Here is a 20,163-nt window from a genome sequence, read left to right on the forward strand (position 1 = left end):
ATATATACATGAAACATTTACTTATTATAATGTCTTTAGCGCTCGGTCTGGGTTATACTGGCTATGCGCAGCAGGCACCGCAAACGCACAGTTTTTCGCTGGCGGACTGCATTAACTATGCTTATCAGCATCAGGATTCTGTGAAAAACGCGCAGTTAGATGTACAAAGCGCAGAGTATAAAGTTAAAGAAACTATTGGGATCGGATTGCCACAGATTAATGGTTCAGCTACATTTCAGGACTTTATCAAACCTCCCGTATCTGTAGGGCCTAACTTCCTTAGCGGGCAACCTATTGATCCTAAAGCAAGGTTAGTAACTTTTCCTTTCGGACCAATTAAATATAATAACACTTACTCTTTGCAAGCAACTCAATTGTTGTTCAGCGGCACCTTCATAGTGGGTTTGCAGGCTGTTAAAACTTTTAAGGAACTGTCAGAACGTAGTTTAATCCGTTCAAAAATCGAAACTAATGTTAACGTAACTAAAGCATACTATCAGGTTTTGGTAAGTGGCGAGCAGATCAAATTACTCGATGCAAACATAGCCCAACTTAAACAACAATTTGAGCAGACTGCCCAACGCAACAAGCAAGGTTTTGTTGAAAAAATTGATGTTGATCGTTTAGATGTGCAGTACAACAATTTGGTTACCAATAGAGAAAATGTGGTTAGGGCGTTGGTTCTGTATAATCAGATGCTCAAGTTTCAAATGGGAATGCCTGTAGAAGATGAGCTATTGTTGACAGACAAACTTGAAAGTATCAACATTGCTGCACAGGTAGGGCCTAACACAGTTGACACAACATTTTATCGTAATCGTATAGAGTATAAGTTATTGCAAACCAACATTACGTTAAATGAGTTGGATGTAAAAAGCCGTAAAGCTGAGTTTTTACCTACGTTTGCTTTTAACGCAGGTATTGCCGGTGTGTTTCAGGAAAATCAAACCAAGTTTCTGTATGATAACGTTTACTACAATAGTTATATAGGCCTAAGCTTAAATATCCCGATCTTTAGTGGAGGCCAACGTTTAAACCGGTTGCGTCAAACACAAATTAGTGTGCTCAAAGCAAAAAACGATTTGAGTAATGCTGCAAACGGATTTAAATTAATGGCTAATGCTGCCAATGTTACTTACCTTAATAGCTTGCAGTCGCTTAACAATCAAAAACGTAGCCGCGAATTGGCGCAGGAAGTGCTGAGGGTTGCAAAGATAAAGTATGAGCAAGGTGTTGGCTCAAGTGTTGAGGTGACTCAGGCGCAAACAGAATTGGAAAATGCCGACAACCAATATATTCAAGCTTTGTACACAGCTCTGATCAGCAAGGTTGATGCCGATAAAGCTTACGCACGTATTAATTAAACTAAATCACACTTACACAACATACAATGAAAAAAACATTATACATACCCGCATTATTGCTTTTGGCTGCCTGCTCACAGCAAAAAGACAAAAAAACCGAGCTTGCTGAACTAAAAAAGCAACAGGCTGAATTAAACGAGAAGGTTGCGAAATTACAAGCCGAAGTAGGTTCAACAGATTCTGTGAAAACTTCTGATGTATCTGTATTTAAAGTTGAGGCAGGTAAATTCAGCAATTATGTAGAAGTACAAGGCAAAATTGACGCTGAAGAGAACGTTACCGCTTATCCGCAGGCTCAGGGCACAATTACTGCTATTTATGTAAAAGCCGGACAGCGTGTTAGCAAAGGCCAAACGTTGGTTCAGTTAGACAACAGCGTGCTAAAACAACAATTGGCGCAAGCTGAGGCACAGGTTGAATTAACGAACACACTTTATCAGCGTCAGAAAAACCTGTGGGATCAAAAAATCGGTACCGAGGTGCAGTTCTTGCAAGCTAAAACAAACCTGCAAACCACACAAAAACAGTTAGACGCGCTTAAGCAACAGGCTGCACTTTACAGTATTAAGTCGCCAATTAATGGTTCGGTAGAAACTATGGATCTAAAGTTAGGTCAGGTTGCCGGCCCTGGTATCACAGGTATCAACATAGTGAATGATAACAGCTTAAAAGTTAAAGCAAACGTTCCTGAATCATACGCGGCAAGCGTTCGTACAGGAAACAGTGTTAAGGTTGTTGTACCTGATGCTAAAGATTCAGTTACAACAACTATCAACTTTGCTGCTAAAGCGATAGATCCGGTTTCACGTAGCTTCCCGGTTGAAGTGAAGTTGCCCACCCGTGCTTCGTTACGTCCTAACATGACTGCAGTATTGAAAATAGCCGACTACACTAACAATAAAGCAATCGCAATACCGCTTAAAGCCATCCAGCAGTCAGAAACAGGCGATTATGTTTTTCTGAACGAGAACGGAGTAGCTAAACGCGCGGTTGTAACCGAGGGTTCTATTTCAGGCGGTATGGCTGAGATCAAATCGGGCCTAAAAGCTGGCGACCAGGTAATAGTTGATGGTGCTGCAGATATTGAAGAGGGTGATAAAGTGCGTGTATTACAAGGAATTAAATAAGTGGCATTTTAAAGAAATCCCTTTATGAAAGATATTGAAAAAGAATTTAAGCCATCAAGTTGGTCTATAGACAATAAGACGGCTATATATGCGCTGGTTGTGCTGCTTACCATCTTAGGTTTGGTAAGCTATAACAATCTGCCGAAAGAGAACTTCCCGGATATAGCTCAATCAAAAGTGTATGTGCAGACGCAATACATCGGACAATCTCCGCAGAATATTGAAATATTGGTTACACGCCAGATAGAGAAACGACTGAAATCTCTAAAAGGTTTAAAAAAGGTAACTTCAGATTCGCGTGATAACATTTCAATTATTACAGCCGAATTTAACGGTAACGTTAAAATTGAAGATGCTAAGGATGATGTTAAAGAAGCGGTTGATAAGGCAAAGCCCGATCTGCCTCAAAATGATAACAACCTGAAGGAACCAACCGTCTCTGATATTAACGTAGCCGACCTGCCTATTCTTTATGTTAATATATCAGGCAACTACGACCTGAAGAAATTGAAAGAGTATGCCGATAACCTGAAGGATGCCATTGAAAGCATGAAAGAAATTTCAAAGGTAGATATGGTTGGTGCACTTAAACCGGAAATTCAGATCAATGTTGACCTGAATAAAATGGGAGCAGCCCAAATAAGCTATACTGATATTACCAACGCAATAGGGTATGAAAATATCATTACATCTGCCGGTGGTTTGAAGGTTGACGGTATGCGCCGTAGTTTAGACATTCGTCAGGATTTTAAAACTGCTGATGAAGTTGCCGCGATGGTGATACGTAATCCTACTGGTAAAGCGGTTTACCTGCGCGATATTGCAGAGGTGAAAGACGCTTTTCACGAACAGGAGAGCTACGCCCGTTTAAAAACAAATAAGGATACAGAGTTTAAAAACGTAATTACACTTAACGTAAGTAAACGTACCGGGGAAAACCTTATCGGTGCATCCGATAAGATATTTGAATTGATCAAAGAGAAAAAAGCTAATGAGTTTCCTAAAGGATTAGATGTAACCGTTACAGGTGACCAGAGTGATAAAACCCGTACAACTGTTGATGACTTGGTTAATACCATTATTATTGGTTTCGTATTGGTAACCATCATTCTGATGTTCTTTATGGGGACTACTAACGCTTTGTTTGTGGCGCTTTCTGTACCATTATCATGCTTTATAGCATTTTTAGTGATGCCTGCCATTGGCTTTACGCTGAACATGATCGTTCTGTTCTCGTTCCTGCTGGCTTTGGGTATAGTGGTGGATGATGCTATTGTGGTAATAGAAAACACCCACCGTATTTTTGATAATGGTAAAGTGCCTATTCAAAAAGCAGCTAAGATGGCAGCCGGAGAGGTGTTCTTACCTGTGTTATCAGGTACCATGACCACCCTTGCACCATTTGTGCCGTTGGCATTCTGGAATAGCTTGATAGGTAAGTTCATGTTCTTCCTACCAATAACGTTGATCATTACGTTATTAGCGTCGCTGGTGGTAGCTTATATCATTAACCCGGTTTTCGCAGTTGATTTTATGAAGCCTCACGTTAAAGGTGAGCACGATCACCCTAAATTCGACAAGTCGGTTAAACGTGCAATGATAGGCTTTGGTATAGTGGCTGTAATCGCATACCTGGTGAATTTTGGCATGGGTAACTTTGTAGTATTTGCGGCTGTTTTGTATCTGCTTAACCATTTTGTGTTTGTAAAATGGATTGATGCTTTCCAAAACAAAGCATGGCCCAAAATTCAAACCGGATACGCCAATTTGCTTGAAAAAGCGGTTAAAGTACCCGGATGGGTGCTGGTTGGTACCATAGGCTTATTTATATTCAGTATATTCTTTACTGTAGTACGTAGCCCTAAGGTGGAGTTCTTCCCTCAAGCCGATCCTAACTTTGCGTTTGTATACATTACATTGCCAAAGGGTACTGATCAGGCTTATACCAACGAGGTTACCAAAATTTTGGAGAAAAAGGTAGCCGCCGCTGTTGAACCTGATAAAGACGTGGTGTCATCAATCATATCCAACGTAACGGTGAGTGTTACCGACCCTCAGGATGAGGATCAGGGCAACTATCCAAACAAGGGTAAAATTGCTGTGGCGTTTGTGAAGTTTGGTGAGCGTAAAGGCAAAGATACCAAGATAATAATGCAGAATATCCGGAAAGCGGTAGTGGGTATTGTACCGGGTGCAAAAATAACTGTTGACCAGGAGAGCGGTGGCCCGCCAACGCAGAAGGATATCAGTATTGAAATTGCCGGCGACAACCTTGATACTTTGGTAAGAACTGCCAACAATCTTAAAAAATATATTGAAAAACAAAACATCGGCGGTATTGAAGAGCTTTCTGCAGATGTACAGGATGATAAACCACAGATAGTATTTGATATTAACCGCGAACGTGCAAATCGCGAGGGTATAAGTAGTGCTCAAATAAGTCAGGCATTAGCTACAACGCTTTATGGCTGGAAAGCAGCGGATTTTAGAAACACTACTGAGGACGATTATGAAATAAACGTTCGTGCCCGCGAAGAGCAACGCTATGATCTGGACGCAATACGTAACCTTAAAATTACGTATCGCGACATGGCGACAGGTGGCGCTGTTAGGCAAGTACCTATATCTGCATTTAGTGATGTACGTTATGCCAATACATTCAGCAATATTAAACACAAACAGCAAATTCGTGTAATTACGCTCGGATCAAACGTTTTAAAAACAGGTGGTTACAATGCAAATGATGTAAATGCGCAGATAGCTACTGCTATGAAGAACTTCAAGACTCCTGCCGGTGTTACGTTACGCATGGGCGGCGGTCAGGAAGATCAAACAGAAGCAGCAGTATTCTTACTGTCAGCTTTGGGTGTATCATTTATGCTCATCCTGATAATTTTGATGATGCAGTTCAACTCCGTAGGTAAAACGTTCATCATCATCAGCGAGATTTTGTTCAGTATTATTGGGGTGTTGTTAGGCGTAAGTATTTTTGGTATGACCATCTCTGTATTGATGACCGGTGTTGGTATAGTGGCGCTGGCCGGTGTGGTTGTGCGTAATGGTATATTACTTGTTGAGTTTACAGATCTGTTAATGTCACAGGGACAAAACCTACATGATGCTGTAGTAGAAGCCGGCCGTACACGTATGACCCCTGTAATACTTACCGCAACCGCTGCTATATTGGGTTTAATACCGTTGGCTGTCGGTTTTAATATTGATTTTGCCGGTTTGTTTACTCATTTTCAACCGCACATTCACTTTGGTGGTGATAACGTTGCATTCTGGGGGCCGTTATCATGGACAATGATATTTGGTTTGGGTTTTGCCACCCTCATCACATTAATACTTGTACCATGTTTGTATATACTTCACTACAGGCTTAAACAAAGACTGTTCGGTAAAAAGAAAGAAGTTACCAAAGCAGAGTTAGCAGTTTAGGCTGACATAAGTAATAGCAATTAAAAAGAACCATCTTCCATATCAGAAGATGGTTCTTTTGTTTTAGGAATGATTATTGCAACTACTCGCCAAAGCATTAACCATGGCAAAACACAGTACAATTAAACCGTTAAAACAGGTATTCGGTATAGGTATATTGGCAGGCATGCGTTCGGCAGCTGCGCCGGCGATAGCCGGACACATATTGAGCGAACACAGGGGAAGGAGATTCAGACAGCACCCTGTCGGATCTTTCTCTTCTATAGCTATTGCCGACGTTTTGAAGATTATGGCTTTAGGAGAGTTTTTAGTTGATAAATTGCCTTTTACACCCAAACGTACAAAACCAGTGTCGGTTGCTGTTCGCTGCTTGTCGGGCGCGCTGGCTGGTGCAGGCATCTTTGAAGCCGCGGGTAAAAAGGCCTTAACAGGAGCCGTTTTAGGTTGTGTAGCAGCCGGACTCTCTACTTTTAGTAGTTTTTATTTACGAAAAGCTCTTTCTCGCACAGGTGCCGGAAATTTTATATCAGGTATAGTTGAAGATGCTTTTGTTGTAAGCGCAGGCATTAAGTTGGCTCAGTCTGCATAATTTGTGTGTAATATTTATGAGTTATAACGCGCATTTTGTTATATGCCACAGAATATTTGATACTTTTGTTTAAAAAGTCAGTTTAAGTAAAAGGTATTGAATGAGTTCAGCAATTGATCAGCAGGATATAAAGCGGGAAAAGATATTAGAAGCAGCTTATCAACGATTTTTGCATTATGGTTACGCTAAAACAACCATGAATGAAATTGCGGGTGATCTTTCTTTTTCAAAAGCACTGTTATATTATTACTTTCCCGACAAAAGCCAGCTATATATAGCCGTTATGCGCAAGCTGGCAACTGACTATTTAGACAAGCTTGCGAGCCAAATCCACGGATTTGATGATCTGAAAAGCGCTTTTGTTTATCAAATAAATATTCAACATAATTTTATAGTTGATAACTATAACTTCTTTGACTACTTCAGGGTGAATGAACAAAATTTACCCGAGACCATTTGGGATATAATAGGAGAGATACACAACGCGGAAACGGACCTGCTCACATCAGCTATAAGGGCTGAAGTAGAAAAGGGTAGAATAAAGCCTGTTGAAAATCCTGAAGCTGTTATTGACCTTTTATTGGATGCGTTGCATGGTGTAAGGGTAAGATCAGCATCATATAAGAAAAATACCTTTCCCAAAAAAGAGCACCTGGAAGAGATAAGAAGTAAGCGATTATTGTTAGCTGAAATATTTATTAAAGGGCTTAATTAGCAAATATTTACACTGTCAGGTTTCAGTAAAAAAAGCCTCAAGTGTGTTTAAACACATAGATGATGGCTATATTTGTACTGTAATATAAATGCTAACCATTGTTAGCTTATATAAAGATACTTCTAAAGTTAAGAGGTGATTGTTTTAGAGTGATTAGCAGGTTGATCAATTTATTGATCGGCCTGCTTTTTTTCTTTAATAGTTGCTCAAGTCAATAACCGACCAGTTTTTTTGTTTGTTTGGCTCTCCGCCTTTGTATTGCAGCGTTATCTTAAAATCCATGGTAGTGCCCTCTGTCTCCAAACTTGATTTAATAACATAAACCGAATCGGATGTCTTGCCGGCTTGAAACCCTTCATCAGAAAAGTTTACGCTTGGTGACTTTAGTGTTGGTCTTACAAACTCTTTTGCAATTTCATAAGCTTCTTCCCGGGAGGGGAGACCTTTGTGAAAATCGGGTTTTAAAGAACCTGTTACTGCAATTTTTACTACCATTGCTATGGCAATTGCCGAAAAGAAAAGTAAAAGCCAAACAGCCTTACCAGCCCTTTTCTTTTTATCGGCTTTTTCGTTCAGGAATTTATTCTCAGGCATTAATTAGGGTAAATAATATTCGTTAAAATTAAAAATAATTCTAAAAATACCTAATCAAGCAAAAGATATTTGCGTTAAACTTATTACGCAAAAAAGAGGTAAGCAACAAAAATTGCGGCTATCACACCAGCCAGGTCAGCAATTAGCCCCGCCGGTATGGCATATCGTGAGTTTTTTATCCCAACTGACCCGAAATATAATGCCACTATATAAAAGGTTGTATCCGCCGATCCGTTAAAAATACTTCCCAAACGTCCGGCAAAACTATCAGGGCCAAAAGTTTTCATAGTATCTATCATCATAGCCTTAGACCCTGATCCACTTAGGGGTTTCATGTAAGCAACAGGCATAGCATCAACAAAACGTGTATCTAATCCTAAGCCCGCAACCATCCACCTCAAACCATCGTTTAAATAATCTAATGCTCCGCTGGCTCTGAAAACGCTTATTGCGACTAACATAGCAACAAGGTAGGGAATGATCTTTACCGAAACGTCGAAAGCGTTTTTAGCGCCGTCTATAAAAGCTTCAAATACATTTATTTTTTTTCTTAATCCTCCTAATATAAATATTACAGGTATTGCATAAAGTAAAGTATTGCTTATAATTTTAGATACAAGGCTAATTTCGTCTTTAGTTAAAAAGGTGTTGAAATACCAAACCAGTAAAAAAATAAATCCGGTTAAGCCGCCAAGCCAGGCCATAATTACCCTATCAAACAGGTTTATTTTTTGCTTTATGGCTACCGCTATCATACCAACAACCGTAGCTACATAAGTTGCAATAACACATGGCAAAAATACATCCGCAGGGTCTTTGGCATTTAAAATGAAACGTTGCGCTATAATTGTAACCGGTAATAATTGCAAGCCCGAGGTATGTAATACCAAAAACATTATTTGAGCATTAGATGCTGTTTCTTTGTTGGGATTTAAAGTTTGTAGGCTGTCCATAGCCCTTAAACCTAACGGGGTGGCTGCGTTATCTAAACCCAGCATGTTAGCAGAAAAGTTCATCATCATTTGCCCTGTTGCCGGATGCTCTTTCGGGACTTCAGGAAAAAGCCTGGATAAGAAAGGCCCAACAATTCGAGACATCAGATTGATAGCACCAGCTTTTTCGCCGATGTTCATTATGCCCAGCCAAAGCGCCATATTGCCTACAAGTGGAAGGGCAATATCCATCACGGATGATTTCGACGAATTAAACATTCCGTCAACCAGCAAGCTGAAAGCATCCGTATCGCCTAAAAAAAACAACTTTACTAAAGCGATAATAAAAGCTATAATAAAAAACGATACCCAGATGTAGTTTAATGCCATATCAAATTATAAGAAGTGAAAGTAAGTAATGATTTTCACTTCTTATAATACCACATAACTTATGGCTCTTAACCCTTTTTAAATTTGTTAGCCAGCAACTTTAACATATCATCATCAACGGGCTTGGCCGGCTCATCCTTTTTCTTGTAAGGTTGATTGTAGTTAGTATGCTGATTGTCTGGTTTTTTAAAAGCTTGACCCGTATTTTGATGCACGTTACCGTTAGGCGTTGTTTGTGCCGGTTTGGGCTGAATATGTTTTTGCTGGCGTTCCGCCTGTTTCTTAGCATTCATGCGGGCATAAATTTCTTCCAGTTTACGTTTGGTGTAAAGCGGGAAATCGCCCTGCATCATCCATGAATAGTAACTTGGTTCAATATTAAAAATGTCTTCTACCTTTTTGCCTTTATGTTTGCCGAAGTTAAAAACCTCTTCGCCGGCATCGTTATAAGCTAAACGTCCTGCAAAATCAACCGGGCGATGCAGGTTGGTAAATTTATGTAGCGCGGCTACATCATTAACAACCGGAACACTTTTATTGCCTTTTTTATCTTCCCATTCTACATTGGCGTAGCGTTCTAACTGCGCAAGTAAAACTTCCATAGTAGCGCGTGTATCAGCCTCGGCAGAGTGGGCGTTGATAATTTCTTTTTCGCAATAAAACTTATACGCGGCCTTTAAGGTGCGTTGCTCCATTTGATGGAAAATGTTTTGCACATCAATAAAATGCCTGTTATCAAGGTCAAAGGCAACACCACAGCGTAAAAACTCTTCCATTAGCATGGGTATATCAAACTTGTTAGAGTTATAACCTGCAAGGTCGCTATCGCCAATAAACTCGCTTATGTCGACAGCTAACGCTTCAAAAAAAGGTTCATCTTTAATATGCTCATCATAAATACCATGAATAAGCGATGCCTCTAACGGCATTGGTATACCCGGATTAACGCGCCAGATTTTAGCTTCTTCTGATCCGTCTGGGTATAGTTTTATAACCGATATTTCAACTATCCGGTCGGCACCAATATTTATACCCGTAGCTTCAAGGTCAAAAAAGGCAAGTGGGCGTATAAGGTTTAATTTCATATTTTTCTTTGGTAGTAATTATGCAAAAGTCACGAAAAATCCTCAAAAATGCCTCACGCAAGTGTATTATTTATGCTAAATGAGCTATATTCATCCCGCTTAAAACAAGTATCACAATTGTAGTATTAATGAAGTCTGCTCTCTTTACATTTATCCTGTTTCTAATCAGTTCATTAGCGCTTAACGCTCAGGATTTTCAATTTGGCAATTCCAACCAGGACGAGTTTAATATGAAAAAATACGCCAAAGACACCTCGGCACATGCAGTGGTGTTGAATGAATTTGGCGATGCCCGCATAACCATGACCAGCAATGATGATATAAGGCTGGTTTATAAATACCATGTAAGAATAAAAATATTCGATAATGAGGGTTTAAAGCACGGTACGGTTGAAATACCACTTTATATTGGAAAGCAGGTGTGGGAGGAGGTTGATGACATTGAAGGGATAACTATATCAACTGATGCTTCTGGTGCTGTAAAAACGCAGGAATTAAAAAAAGCACAAATTTTTACTGTTGACCTCAATAAAACGTATAAAGCTGTAAGATTTGCAATGCCGGCTTTGGTTGCCGGCAGTATAATAGAGTACAGATACACGGTAACAACACCATATTTTGAAGACTTTCATGATTGGCAATTTCAAAGTGATATACCGAAAGTGAAATCACAATATGAAGCACATATACCGGGGTTCTGGCAATTTAACGCTTTAAAGCGTGGTTACTTAGAACTAACAACTAATCAATCATCTATAGATAGAGAGTGTTTTTCGGTACGTGGATCAAAGGCTGATTGTGCCCATTTTGTTTACGGTATGAAAGACATCCCTGCTTTTATAGAGGAGGACTACATGACGGCGCCAAAAAATTTCATATCCGCAATTTATTTTGAGCTCTATGAGTATTCAAATCCGTATGATGGCGTGAAAACAAGATTAGCTAAAGAATGGAAGGATGTTGATAACCAACTTAAGAGAGATGAATATTTTGGGCTGCAGATAAAAAAGAAAGACATTTTCAAAGATAAAATAGCCGCTATAATTGCAGGGCAACCAGATGAATTGGGTAGGGCAAAAGCTGTTTATGCCTTCATACAAAAAAATATGAAGTGGAACGATTTTATAGGTTTTGGTAGCGAAAGTGTACGGAAAGCATTTGACGCCCACACCGGCACATCCGGAGATATTAACCTGGCATTGGTTGCCGCGCTGGCCTCAGCCAATATAAATGTGGAAGCCGTGTTGATCTCTACCCGTAGCCACGGCGAAGTTAATAAGCTATATCCGGTTATTACAGAATTTAACTACGTATTGGCTAAAGCTAATATTGACGGCAAAAGTTATTTGCTGGATGCTACAGATCCGTTATTAGCGTTCGGGATGTTACCTATGCGTTGTTTAAACGACCAGGGTAGGGTAATGAGTCTTGATAAGCCGTCGTACTGGATCGATATAAAAACACCAAATTCGCAAAGCATTACACGCGTGCTTGATCTGGCTCTTAATACAGACGGTAAGCTCAAAGGTAAAATAACGTTCTACTCAAAAGGATATTCAGGCTATCAAAAAAGACAGGCTATAAAAAAATTTAACTCTGTTGATGAGTATGTAGAGAATATGGATGAGAAGCTCCCTAAAATAAAGATCAAAAATTTCACTGTCAGTGGGGTAGACACGCTTGATGCAACAATAAGCGAAGTATACGAAGTAGAGATTGACGCCTATGAAAGCATGAACCATGAAAAGTTGAGCTTTAATCCGTTTATATTCGGACAAATTACCACCAACCCTTTCAAACTCAATGAGCGTAGTTACCCGGTTGACTGGGGAATGCCGTCAGACGAGAGATTTATATTAAATGTAAAGTTGCCTGATGGATATACAATAGAAAACCCGCCTCAAAATACCACAGTAGCGTTGCCTAATCAGGGAGGATTGTTTGCTGTTGTGTACTCGGCAGTTGACAACACATTTTCTTTGTCGCACGTAACACAGTTCAGAAAATCAATTTATATGCCTCAAGAGTACCCCTACCTAAAAGAGTTATATAATAAGATCATCCTGTCTGAAAAAAGCGAAATGATATTCAAAAAGAAAATATGAGGCGTTTTTTTCTACTGAGCGTTTTTTGCTTTTTCTTTCTTACTACTTATGGGCAGGACGTCTACACAGCATCGACTATACCCAAGGAGATGCTGCCTTACGCCAGCGCTGTGGTTAGAGAAGAAATTGTTACAACAGATATTAAAGCGGTTGATAACGTAATTTATAATGTGAGACGCACCATTACAATATTGAACAATAATGGAGATGATGAGGCTGAAATAACAATTTTTCATGACAAGGCTAATTCCATTAAAGACATACGCGGTGTTGTATATGATGAATTTGGAAAGCAAATAAGTAAGTTCTCTACAGGCAATTTTCAGGACCGCAGTGCTGTATCTAACTATTCATTGTTTGAAGATTCGCGCATCAAATATTATCAGCCTCAAGCTGTTGCTTATCCATACACAATAAGTTATGAATATGAGGTACGCTCCAAACAGTCGCTCAATTTACACGACTGGCAGCCTGTTCAATCCACTGGCGTGGCTGTACAAAAAAGTTCATTTACTGTTATTGCCAGGTCTGATTTTAAAATAACGTACAAGGAGAGCAATTTAACAGATGCTGTTACAATCACAAGCGGTGAGGGTGGCGCTAAAGTATATAACTGGAAGGCATCAAACATAAAGGCTATGCGTAGTGAACCCTACAGCCCTGATCCGGACCTTTACCGGCCAGGCGTAAAAATTGCCTTGGAGAAGTTTTCTTATGGTGGGATAAGTGGCACTTACGCTAACTGGAGCGATTTAGGGAAATGGAATTACGATAAACTTATTAATGGCAGGCAGAATTTATCTCCTGAAACTATTGGCGCTGTAAAAACACTAATTGCCGGAGTAACTGATCCAAAAGAAAAAGCGAGAAGGATCTATGATTACATGCAGAGGAAAACGCATTACGTTAGTATTCAAATTGGCATTGGAGGTTATCAGCCAATGCTGGCATCCGATGTTGATAGGCTAAACTATGGTGATTGTAAAGCGCTTGTTAATTACATGCAGGCACTTTTAAAGGTTGCCGATATAGAATCATGGTATTGTGCTGTAGCTGCCGGATATAGTTATAAAACAAGCTTATTACCTGACTTTGCCAGCATGGGCCAAGCCAATCACGTTATTTTGTGTATCCCGTTTGCTAATGATACAACCTGGCTGGAGTGCACCAGTCAGAAAATCCCATTCGGTTTTTTGAGTAACTTCACTGACGACAGGAATGTGTTGGCATGTACTCCGCAAGGAGGAAAGTTGTTGCATACTCCTAAATATAACAGCATAGCTAATTTGCAGGTTCGTACAGCCGCATTCAAGATAGAAGGGGAGGGAGAACTGTCGGGCAGTATTGAAACCTCATTCAGCGGAACGCAATATGAGAACAGGGAAGAACTGATGGAAAAATCAGAGACCGAGCGTCTTAAACTTGTGCCGCGCATTTATGCAATTAATAACCTCGCTGTAAATAAATATGGTTTAACACAAAGTAAAACAGATAAGCCACTTACTAAAGAGGTATTGAGCTTTTCTGCACCGTCTTATGCTTCAACTGTTGAGGATAAGCTGATTTTTTTGATCAATGCTATTAATCGTACCGGGAGGGCGCCGGCTGAGCTGCGCACACGGTTAACAAATTTATATATTAATGATGGGTATGCAGATGAGGATGAAATAGTTTACACATTGCCTGCTGATAATTATCGTAGCGAGAAAATGCCTTTGAATGTTTCTATAACCAGGCCTTTTGGTAGTTATAATGCTACAATGGAACTTAAAGGACAGCAATTAGTGTATCATAGAAAAATTACGCTTTTAGCCGGGACTTACGATAAAGCACTATATAATGACTTTGTTGACTTTTATCGCAGGGTTGCAGATGCAGATGCTTACAGCGCCGTGCTCAGCAAAAAATGATCAGCTGAATATCCAGATACCCAGCGCAATGCCAACTATCATAATTACATAAAGCATTATCTCATTTACAGCGAAGCGCTTATATTTTGTCCAGAAAGAATAGTCTTCTTTTTGCTTACTCATAACAACGCAAAGGTACTAATTGCCAGCTTTTAAATGCACAATCTGATTAAGATGATGACGAAGGTGGGCCAGATAGTCTTTTCCTAAATTTTCAACTGTCTGTCCATTGCATTTAGCTTGAAGTCTTTCTACAGGAAATTTGCGCCATACAATTATTATCCGGTGGTTAAGAAGTTGCCATAAAGAGAGCAATTCATCAATGTCTGCCTCATGATAGTGCTGTGCTTTAACCCAATCGTTTTGCAGGTAATTTAGGGTGAAGTCATCATCATAGTTACAACGAACAAAACGATGTAAATTAACAACCGCACTATCTGTTAAATGGCCTATGATTTCAATAGCCGACCATTTTCCTGGTGCTGACCTGTGTTTCCAGTTTACTTCCTTGGAGTGTAACTTAATAAATTCTTCTACCGCTTCACATAAGCGATTTGCTATATCAATCATCAATTGGGTAAAGATGTAATAGCCTGATCTATGTTAATAGAACCCGCCCGGGAAAAGAATTTATAAATGCCGTTATCGCGCAGTCTGGCTACCATAACACCTTTGCGGGTGCTTGCATGTACGAAATATCCGTTTTGCAGATAAACGCCAACATGGCTGAATTGCTTACCATCAAAGTCAAAGAAAACCAGGTCGCCTTCTTTCAGTTCTTCCTCGTATTTTCGTTTAATGATGGTTACCTGTTGAGATGTCATGCGTGGCACTTTAATGCCATAAACCTCCTGCTGCAAAAGTTGAGTAAGCCCCGAGCAATCTATACCATCTTTATCTTGGCCGCCAAATTTATAAGGTGTACCGGCCCATTGTTCAATAAAAGCGTAAAGCCTGCCATTTTGAATGTCTCGGTTTTTGACACCCATCACAGCAGCATATTTCTCGGCAACATCAGCCTGAGGTTCCACAATTTGGCCAGGTTTCCCTTTCATGGCTACTTTGCTGGTGTGGCAGGAAGACAAGACAAGAATGCCAAAAAATAGTATCAGGACGTATTTAATGTAGATGCGCAACTTCATGCCATAAATGTAGTGCCTAAATATAAAGCAAGGATGTCGATATTTTTAACATATTAACATCCCGTAAAACCGTGACACTTAAATCCAATCAGCTTTTTATTAAACGCTGTATTTCGTCAAGTTTCATCAAAGCCTCAACAGGGGTAAGGGTATTAACATCGAGGTTATTAAGAGTGTCGCGTATTTTAACCAGTACCGGGTCGTCAATACTGAACATTTGCATTTGTACAGCTTGCTTTTGCACCTTGCGTATGCTTTCTTTTATATGTTCGCCGCCGGTGCGCTCGTTCTCCAGTTTTTTCAATATCTCATTAGCACGACTCAATACTTTTGGCGGCATCCCAGCCAGTTTGGCTACATGTATACCGAAACTGTGCTCACTGCCGCCGGGTACCAGCTTGCGCAAAAAGATGATCTGGTTGCCAACTTCCTTCACACTCACATTGTAATTTTTAACGCGGTTAAAGCTGTTGCTCAGTTCATTTAACTCGTGGTAGTGGGTAGCAAAAAGTGTTTTAGCTTTTGCTGATGGATGATTGTGCAAAAACTCAGCTATTGACCAGGCTATGGATATACCATCATACGTAGATGTACCCCGACCGATCTCATCCAGTAGTATCAAACTTCTGTCGGAGATGTTGTTGAGGATGCTTGCCGTTTCGTTCATCTCTACCATGAACGTTGACTCGCCTGACGATAGATTGTCTGACGCACCCACGCGGGTAAATATCTTATCTATAATACCCAGCGTAGCCGACTTTGCCGGAACAAAGCAACCCATCTGGGCCATCAATACAATTAGCCCGGTTTGGCGTAACAATGCCGATTTACCCGCCATATTCGGACCTGTTATGATAATGATCTGCTGGCTTTCCGAATCCAGGAAAACATCATTGGTTATGTAGTCTTCACCAACCGGTAGGGTTTTCTCAATAACCGGGTGGCGGCCGCCTTTAATATCTATAACGCGGCTGTCGTTCAGCTGCGGTTTTACGTAGTAGTTTTTGATGGAGATGTCGGCAAAGTTTAACAACACATCCAGGTGTGCTATTAGTTGAGCGTTGAGCTGTACCGGTTTAATAAACTCGGCAACGGCATAGAGCAATTCGTTATAAAGACGAGTTTCAAGCGCGAGTATTTTCTCTTCTGCACCTAATATCTGCTCCTCGTATTCCTTTAGCTCAGGGGTTACATAGCGCTCGGCGTTTACCAGCGTTTGCTTGCGTATCCACTCGGAGGGCACCTTATCGCGATGGACATGGGTTACTTCTAAATAGTACCCAAAAACGTTATTGAATGATACTTTCAAAGAGGGGATCCCTGTTAGTTCCGCTTCCCGTTTCTGTATCTCCAACAGGTATCCTTTGCCACCAAAGGCTATTTTGCGCAGCCTGTCCAATTCCTCATCAATGCCATCATTCATTACCGAGCCTTTTACCAGCATTACCGGAGGCTCGGGGTGCAATTCTCGATTAATGCGCTCACAGATGAGGCCGCAGGGGTTAAGCTGCTCACCAATAGACCTCAGCGGCAAGCTCTCTGATCCCTCGCACATCTTTTTAATGTCGGATATGGCAGTAAGCGCTTTCTTAAGCTGGCATACCTCGCGTGGGTTGGCTTTTTGCAGACCAATCTTTGATATTAGCCGCTCCAGGTCACCGATCTGCCTGATGTGCTGTTGGAGGGTTTCGCGTACTTCTTCGTTGCTTATCAGGTATTCAACTACGCCAAGGCGATCATTGATAGGTTTCAGTTCCTTTAACGGCATTACTATCCAACGGCGCAGCAGTCTGGCGCCCATAGGTGAGCAGGTATTATCCAATACGTCAACCAGCGTGCGGGCATTTTCGCTGTTGGAGCCTATCAACTCCAGGTTACGTACACTGAACCTGTCCAACCATAAATAGCGGTCTTCCTCAATACGACTGATCGACGATATATGCTGCAGGTTACGGTGTTCCGTCTCATTGAGATAGTGTAAGGCTACGCCAGCTGCAACAATGCCCAGGTTAAGTTTTTCAATACCATACCCTTTAAGCGATTTTACACCAAAGTGTTTAAGCATGGTCTCGTAGGCATAGTCACCGCTGTAGGGCCACTCGTCAAGCATGTAGGTGTAGTAGCGGTCGCCGTAGTTTTCCTTGAATTCGGCCTGACGGGTTTTAGGGAAGATCACCTCACTCGGACTAAAGCCTTGCAGCAACTTGTCAATATAGTCGCTGTTGCCTTGCGCGGTGAGGAACTCGCCGGTAGATATATCAATAAATGCAACGCCTATGCTGTTCTTCTCAAAGTATAAGGAAGCCAGGTAGTTATTGCTTTTTTGCTGAAGTATATTATCATTAGTGGATACGCCAGGTGTTACCAACTCGGTAACGCCGCGTTTTACAATACTTTTAGTTGCTTTTGGGTCTTCTAACTGGTCGCAGATGGCTACCCGCTGACCGGCACGTACCAACTTAGGCAGATACGTGTCTAATGAGTGGTGAGGAAAGCCTGCCAGCTCAATATGCGAAGCCGAGCCGTTTGCCCTACGGGTGAGGGTAATGCCCAATATACCCGAGGCCTTAATGGCATCTTCGCCAAAGGTTTCGTAGAAGTCGCCTACGCGAAACAACAGCAATGCGCCGGGATATTTGATCTTAATGGCATTATACTGCTGCATTAAGGGCGTTTCTTTGGTAGCGTCTTTAGCCAAGCGGTTACTCCTTTTTTACTGAACCCGTAAAGTTAATGCATTGCCTTTGCTTTAGCGGCATTGTTGAAAAGTTACATAAATGTGGATTGCAGGCGGTCAAGATTGCGGTTTCGTCTCATCGTCTCACTGCGTATGTGAGACGACTTGAAACGACATTTTTTATAAGTTGCTGATAGTTAATTTTTTAATAAAAATAAGTGAAACGAAAATGAAACGAGTGAACCGATTTTTTAAAATTTTATTGACAATAAATAGTTATAATTACTTATGTAAACCTTTTATTCAGTTGTAATGAAAAAAATTATTATCCTTTGCAGCCTGATCTGTCTTTCTGTTGACGCGTTGCTGGCTCAAACCAAACATGCCTTTTGGGATGACGTGCAAACAATAAAAGCATACGATAAAATATACGCGCCTGCAGAGCATCCAATTGTTTTTATGGGAAGTTCATCTATACGCAGATGGACGGGTTTACAACAGGCATTTGGAAAATACAATGTATTGAACCGGGGAGTAGGGGGAGAGGTAATTGACGATGCTATATATTACCTTGACGATATGGTTTTTGCTTATAAGCCGAGGCAGGTAGTAATATATGTTGGAGAGAACGATATACCTATTGCGAAAAATACGGCAGATTCAATAGTAAATAAAACCGTTAAGCTGTACACCTTGATAAGAGAAAAGCTGCCGGATGTTCCGATTGTTTACATTTCGCTTAAGCCGAGCCCAAGCCGTGAAAAGTATCTGGATAAAACAATTGAGGCGAACCAAAAAATACAGGCGTTTTTGAATAAGGAGAAAAATGTAGTGTTTGTTGATGTTTATAACCTTATGTTAAAAGATGGTAAGTTGCGCCCCGAACTGTTTATAGAAGATCGCTTACACATGAAACCCGAGGGCTACGCAATTTGGGAGAAGGCCTTAAAACGTTATCTGCTAAAGCCTTGAATTTGGTTGGTAATGAGTTCCTCAGGGGTCCCTTTCGGGATACCCTGAGGGGCCCATTACCAACGGCAGGGAGATGCTAATTGTTAGACTACAAGCTTGAATGTAAATGGTCAACTGAAAAATTAACAGGATTTTGCACATCAAATTTCCAGATATAGTCAAGCGTGCTTTTAGCATAAACTTGGCCGTCAACTATTTTTACTTGGTAAAAGGGGGTAGAGCATGTAAAAAAAGCTATCCACAATATTCTATTGGTAGTTAAATCAATTACACTAACAAAACCATCATCACCCCAATTTCCTTCTCCGGCTGTAACTTTAAAGGAATTGTTCTCATTAGTAATGCTCACCAAAGCCGTGCATGAATTCCAGTTTAATTCACCTTGCTCGTTAAGCGAATTAATGGAAGTTTCTGTGTCTTTTGAAATCTTATAATTGATAGGGGTACAATAATTTACCGTTATATCAAATAATTGAATCTTTCCATCAGGAAAAATAACCCCGTTAACTGTGGGACACTGCAAATGAAATTGGAAGTTAGCAATGTCTTGTACCATTATAAAATTTGCTTGAAAAGAGAGTTTATTATAGCAGGTTTAAATTCTGATACTATTTCACCGACGGCACATCATTTGGCGACAGCAGCTTAAACGCCTGCCTTGCATACAGCAGCCATTTATCGCCTTCTTTTTTCCAAACCATTAAAACACCCAGCGCAAGCTTTGCCGGGTCTTTGCCTTTATTCTGAGCCTCGCCATATAGCTTTTGGCGAACAATAGCTGTATTGCCATCAATGTTTACAACTTGTTGGTCGGCAATGTTAATTTGATTAAATCCCCAGTTGCCCGTTGCCAATGAGTCAACAAAGCCGCTTTTGGTCTGCATATCGCCGTTGGAGTGACCATAACTTAAATTATCTGATGTAAGATTATTTAATGAGTCGCGACTACCCGATAGCAGGGCAGCGGTTAGGTCGCTTACCTGTTTTTCAATAACAACTCTCTCAGCGGTTGTATCTACAGCCGCGGCGGATGATCCTTCTTTAACAGGTTGATTACAAGCGGCAACTGCAAATGCACATACAGCCAGCAGTAAGTTGGCAAATTCCTTCATAGATCTAA

The 20,163-nt window shown here is 40.6% G+C and carries 17 protein-coding genes; 8 read left to right on the forward strand and 9 right to left on the reverse strand.

The genetic code is table 11. From position 1 onward, the window contains the following. Nucleotides 1-8: 8 nt before the first annotated feature. From CLV57_RS09335 to CLV57_RS09355, 5 genes are all read left to right on the forward strand, one after another. Nucleotides 9-1,364: a TolC family protein gene (locus CLV57_RS09335; RefSeq protein WP_100341031.1), complete on the forward strand. Its 1,356-nt coding sequence runs from the start codon at nucleotides 9-11 to the stop codon at nucleotides 1,362-1,364. 26 nt (nucleotides 1,365-1,390) lie between these two features. Next, nucleotides 1,391-2,491: an efflux RND transporter periplasmic adaptor subunit gene (locus CLV57_RS09340; RefSeq protein ID WP_100341032.1), complete on the forward strand. Its 1,101-nt coding sequence runs from the start codon at nucleotides 1,391-1,393 to the stop codon at nucleotides 2,489-2,491. 24 nt (nucleotides 2,492-2,515) lie between these two features. Next, a complete protein-coding gene (locus tag CLV57_RS09345) occupies nucleotides 2,516-5,932 on the forward strand; it encodes an efflux RND transporter permease subunit (protein ID WP_100341033.1) in 3,417 nt (1,138 codons plus the stop codon). A gap of 103 nt (nucleotides 5,933-6,035) precedes the next feature. Continuing rightward, nucleotides 6,036-6,521 (forward strand): DUF4126 family protein, encoded by a 486-nt coding sequence (locus CLV57_RS09350; RefSeq protein ID WP_100341034.1) that lies wholly within the window; start codon nucleotides 6,036-6,038, stop codon nucleotides 6,519-6,521. 100 nt (nucleotides 6,522-6,621) lie between these two features. Then, on the forward strand, nucleotides 6,622-7,236 hold the full coding sequence (locus tag CLV57_RS09355; protein WP_100341035.1) for a TetR/AcrR family transcriptional regulator: 615 nt from the start codon (nucleotides 6,622-6,624) through the stop codon (nucleotides 7,234-7,236). A 195-nt stretch (nucleotides 7,237-7,431) separates the two neighbouring features. Here the strand turns inward: CLV57_RS09355 and CLV57_RS09360 are convergent, their stop codons facing one another. From CLV57_RS09360 to CLV57_RS09370, 3 genes are all read right to left on the reverse strand, one after another. After that, the gene (locus CLV57_RS09360; protein WP_100341036.1) at nucleotides 7,432-7,830 is read right to left on the reverse strand and encodes a hypothetical protein; all 399 of its coding nucleotides are present in this window, start codon (nucleotides 7,828-7,830) and stop codon (nucleotides 7,432-7,434) included. A gap of 83 nt (nucleotides 7,831-7,913) precedes the next feature. Next, nucleotides 7,914-9,152: a nucleoside recognition domain-containing protein gene (locus CLV57_RS09365; RefSeq protein WP_100341037.1), complete on the reverse strand. Its 1,239-nt coding sequence runs from the start codon at nucleotides 9,150-9,152 to the stop codon at nucleotides 7,914-7,916. 68 nt (nucleotides 9,153-9,220) lie between these two features. Then, nucleotides 9,221-10,237, reverse strand: coding sequence for a 3'-5' exonuclease (locus tag CLV57_RS09370; protein WP_100341038.1), 1,017 nt, complete (start codon nucleotides 10,235-10,237; stop codon nucleotides 9,221-9,223). A 128-nt stretch (nucleotides 10,238-10,365) separates the two neighbouring features. Here CLV57_RS09370 and CLV57_RS09375 point away from each other — a divergent pair, with 128 nt between their 5' ends. Both CLV57_RS09375 and CLV57_RS09380 read left to right on the forward strand, forming a co-directional pair. Next, nucleotides 10,366-12,342, forward strand: a complete 1,977-nt coding sequence (locus CLV57_RS09375) for a DUF3857 domain-containing protein (protein ID WP_100341039.1) — start codon at nucleotides 10,366-10,368, stop codon at nucleotides 12,340-12,342. Next, complete coding sequence (locus CLV57_RS09380; RefSeq protein ID WP_100341040.1) at nucleotides 12,339-14,252, forward strand: DUF3857 domain-containing protein; 1,914 nt, start codon at nucleotides 12,339-12,341, stop codon at nucleotides 14,250-14,252. Before CLV57_RS09375 ends, CLV57_RS09380 begins: the two co-directional genes overlap by 4 nt. Here the strand turns inward: CLV57_RS09380 and CLV57_RS18690 are convergent, their stop codons facing one another. The 4 genes from CLV57_RS18690 to mutS all read right to left on the reverse strand — a co-directional run bounded on the left by CLV57_RS18690 (nucleotide 14,253) and on the right by mutS (nucleotide 18,092). Next, nucleotides 14,253-14,375 carry a hypothetical protein gene (locus tag CLV57_RS18690; RefSeq protein ID WP_262497419.1) on the reverse strand — a complete coding sequence of 41 codons (123 nt, stop codon included), beginning with the start codon at nucleotides 14,373-14,375 and terminating at the stop codon, nucleotides 14,253-14,255. It abuts the gene before it with no gap. A 15-nt stretch (nucleotides 14,376-14,390) separates the two neighbouring features. After that, entirely contained in the window at nucleotides 14,391-14,822 is a 432-nt protein-coding gene (locus CLV57_RS09385; RefSeq protein ID WP_100341041.1) for a DinB family protein, read from the reverse strand. After that, nucleotides 14,822-15,394: a C40 family peptidase gene (locus tag CLV57_RS09390; RefSeq protein WP_100341042.1), complete on the reverse strand. Its 573-nt coding sequence runs from the start codon at nucleotides 15,392-15,394 to the stop codon at nucleotides 14,822-14,824. The genes CLV57_RS09385 and CLV57_RS09390 overlap by 1 nt, the downstream gene beginning before the upstream one ends. Nucleotides 15,395-15,482: 88 nt before the next feature. Further along, nucleotides 15,483-18,092 carry a DNA mismatch repair protein MutS gene (mutS, locus tag CLV57_RS09395; protein WP_100341043.1) on the reverse strand — a complete coding sequence of 870 codons (2,610 nt, stop codon included), beginning with the start codon at nucleotides 18,090-18,092 and terminating at the stop codon, nucleotides 15,483-15,485. A gap of 291 nt (nucleotides 18,093-18,383) precedes the next feature. Here mutS and CLV57_RS09400 point away from each other — a divergent pair, with 291 nt between their 5' ends. Further along, nucleotides 18,384-19,043 (forward strand): GDSL-type esterase/lipase family protein, encoded by a 660-nt coding sequence (locus tag CLV57_RS09400; protein ID WP_100341044.1) that lies wholly within the window; start codon nucleotides 18,384-18,386, stop codon nucleotides 19,041-19,043. An 88-nt stretch (nucleotides 19,044-19,131) separates the two neighbouring features. Here the strand turns inward: CLV57_RS09400 and CLV57_RS09405 are convergent, their stop codons facing one another. Further along, nucleotides 19,132-19,599 (reverse strand): hypothetical protein, encoded by a 468-nt coding sequence (locus CLV57_RS09405; protein ID WP_100341045.1) that lies wholly within the window; start codon nucleotides 19,597-19,599, stop codon nucleotides 19,132-19,134. A 52-nt stretch (nucleotides 19,600-19,651) separates the two neighbouring features. Then, nucleotides 19,652-20,155 carry a nuclear transport factor 2 family protein gene (locus CLV57_RS09410; protein WP_100341046.1) on the reverse strand — a complete coding sequence of 168 codons (504 nt, stop codon included), beginning with the start codon at nucleotides 20,153-20,155 and terminating at the stop codon, nucleotides 19,652-19,654. Nucleotides 20,156-20,163 lie beyond the last annotated feature (8 nt).

The organism is Mucilaginibacter auburnensis (assembly GCF_002797815.1).
Lineage (GTDB): Bacteria > Bacteroidota > Bacteroidia > Sphingobacteriales > Sphingobacteriaceae > Mucilaginibacter > Mucilaginibacter auburnensis.

Bases quoted from the DNA above. Each gene is read 5' to 3' on its own strand.
- CLV57_RS09360 (WP_100341036.1), bottom strand. From the start codon at position 7,830: ATGCCTGAGAATAAATTCCTGAACGAAAAAGCCGATAAAAAGAAAAGG.
- CLV57_RS09380 (WP_100341040.1), top strand. From the start codon at position 12,339: ATGAGGCGTTTTTTTCTACTGAGCGTTTTTTGCTTTTTCTTTCTTACT.
- CLV57_RS09370 (WP_100341038.1), bottom strand. From the start codon at position 10,237: ATGAAATTAAACCTTATACGCCCACTTGCCTTTTTTGACCTTGAAGCT.
- CLV57_RS09400 (WP_100341044.1), top strand. From the start codon at position 18,384: ATGAAAAAAATTATTATCCTTTGCAGCCTGATCTGTCTTTCTGTTGAC.
- CLV57_RS09345 (WP_100341033.1), top strand. From the start codon at position 2,516: ATGAAAGATATTGAAAAAGAATTTAAGCCATCAAGTTGGTCTATAGAC.
- CLV57_RS09390 (WP_100341042.1), bottom strand. From the start codon at position 15,394: ATGAAGTTGCGCATCTACATTAAATACGTCCTGATACTATTTTTTGGC.
- CLV57_RS09350 (WP_100341034.1), top strand. From the start codon at position 6,036: ATGGCAAAACACAGTACAATTAAACCGTTAAAACAGGTATTCGGTATA.
- CLV57_RS09365 (WP_100341037.1), bottom strand. From the start codon at position 9,152: ATGGCATTAAACTACATCTGGGTATCGTTTTTTATTATAGCTTTTATT.
- CLV57_RS09410 (WP_100341046.1), bottom strand. From the start codon at position 20,155: ATGAAGGAATTTGCCAACTTACTGCTGGCTGTATGTGCATTTGCAGTT.
- CLV57_RS09405 (WP_100341045.1), bottom strand. From the start codon at position 19,599: ATGGTACAAGACATTGCTAACTTCCAATTTCATTTGCAGTGTCCCACA.
- CLV57_RS09335 (WP_100341031.1), top strand. From the start codon at position 9: ATGAAACATTTACTTATTATAATGTCTTTAGCGCTCGGTCTGGGTTAT.
- CLV57_RS09385 (WP_100341041.1), bottom strand. From the start codon at position 14,822: ATGATTGATATAGCAAATCGCTTATGTGAAGCGGTAGAAGAATTTATT.
- CLV57_RS09340 (WP_100341032.1), top strand. From the start codon at position 1,391: ATGAAAAAAACATTATACATACCCGCATTATTGCTTTTGGCTGCCTGC.
- CLV57_RS18690 (WP_262497419.1), bottom strand. From the start codon at position 14,375: ATGAGTAAGCAAAAAGAAGACTATTCTTTCTGGACAAAATATAAGCGC.
- CLV57_RS09375 (WP_100341039.1), top strand. From the start codon at position 10,366: ATGAAGTCTGCTCTCTTTACATTTATCCTGTTTCTAATCAGTTCATTA.
- CLV57_RS09355 (WP_100341035.1), top strand. From the start codon at position 6,622: ATGAGTTCAGCAATTGATCAGCAGGATATAAAGCGGGAAAAGATATTA.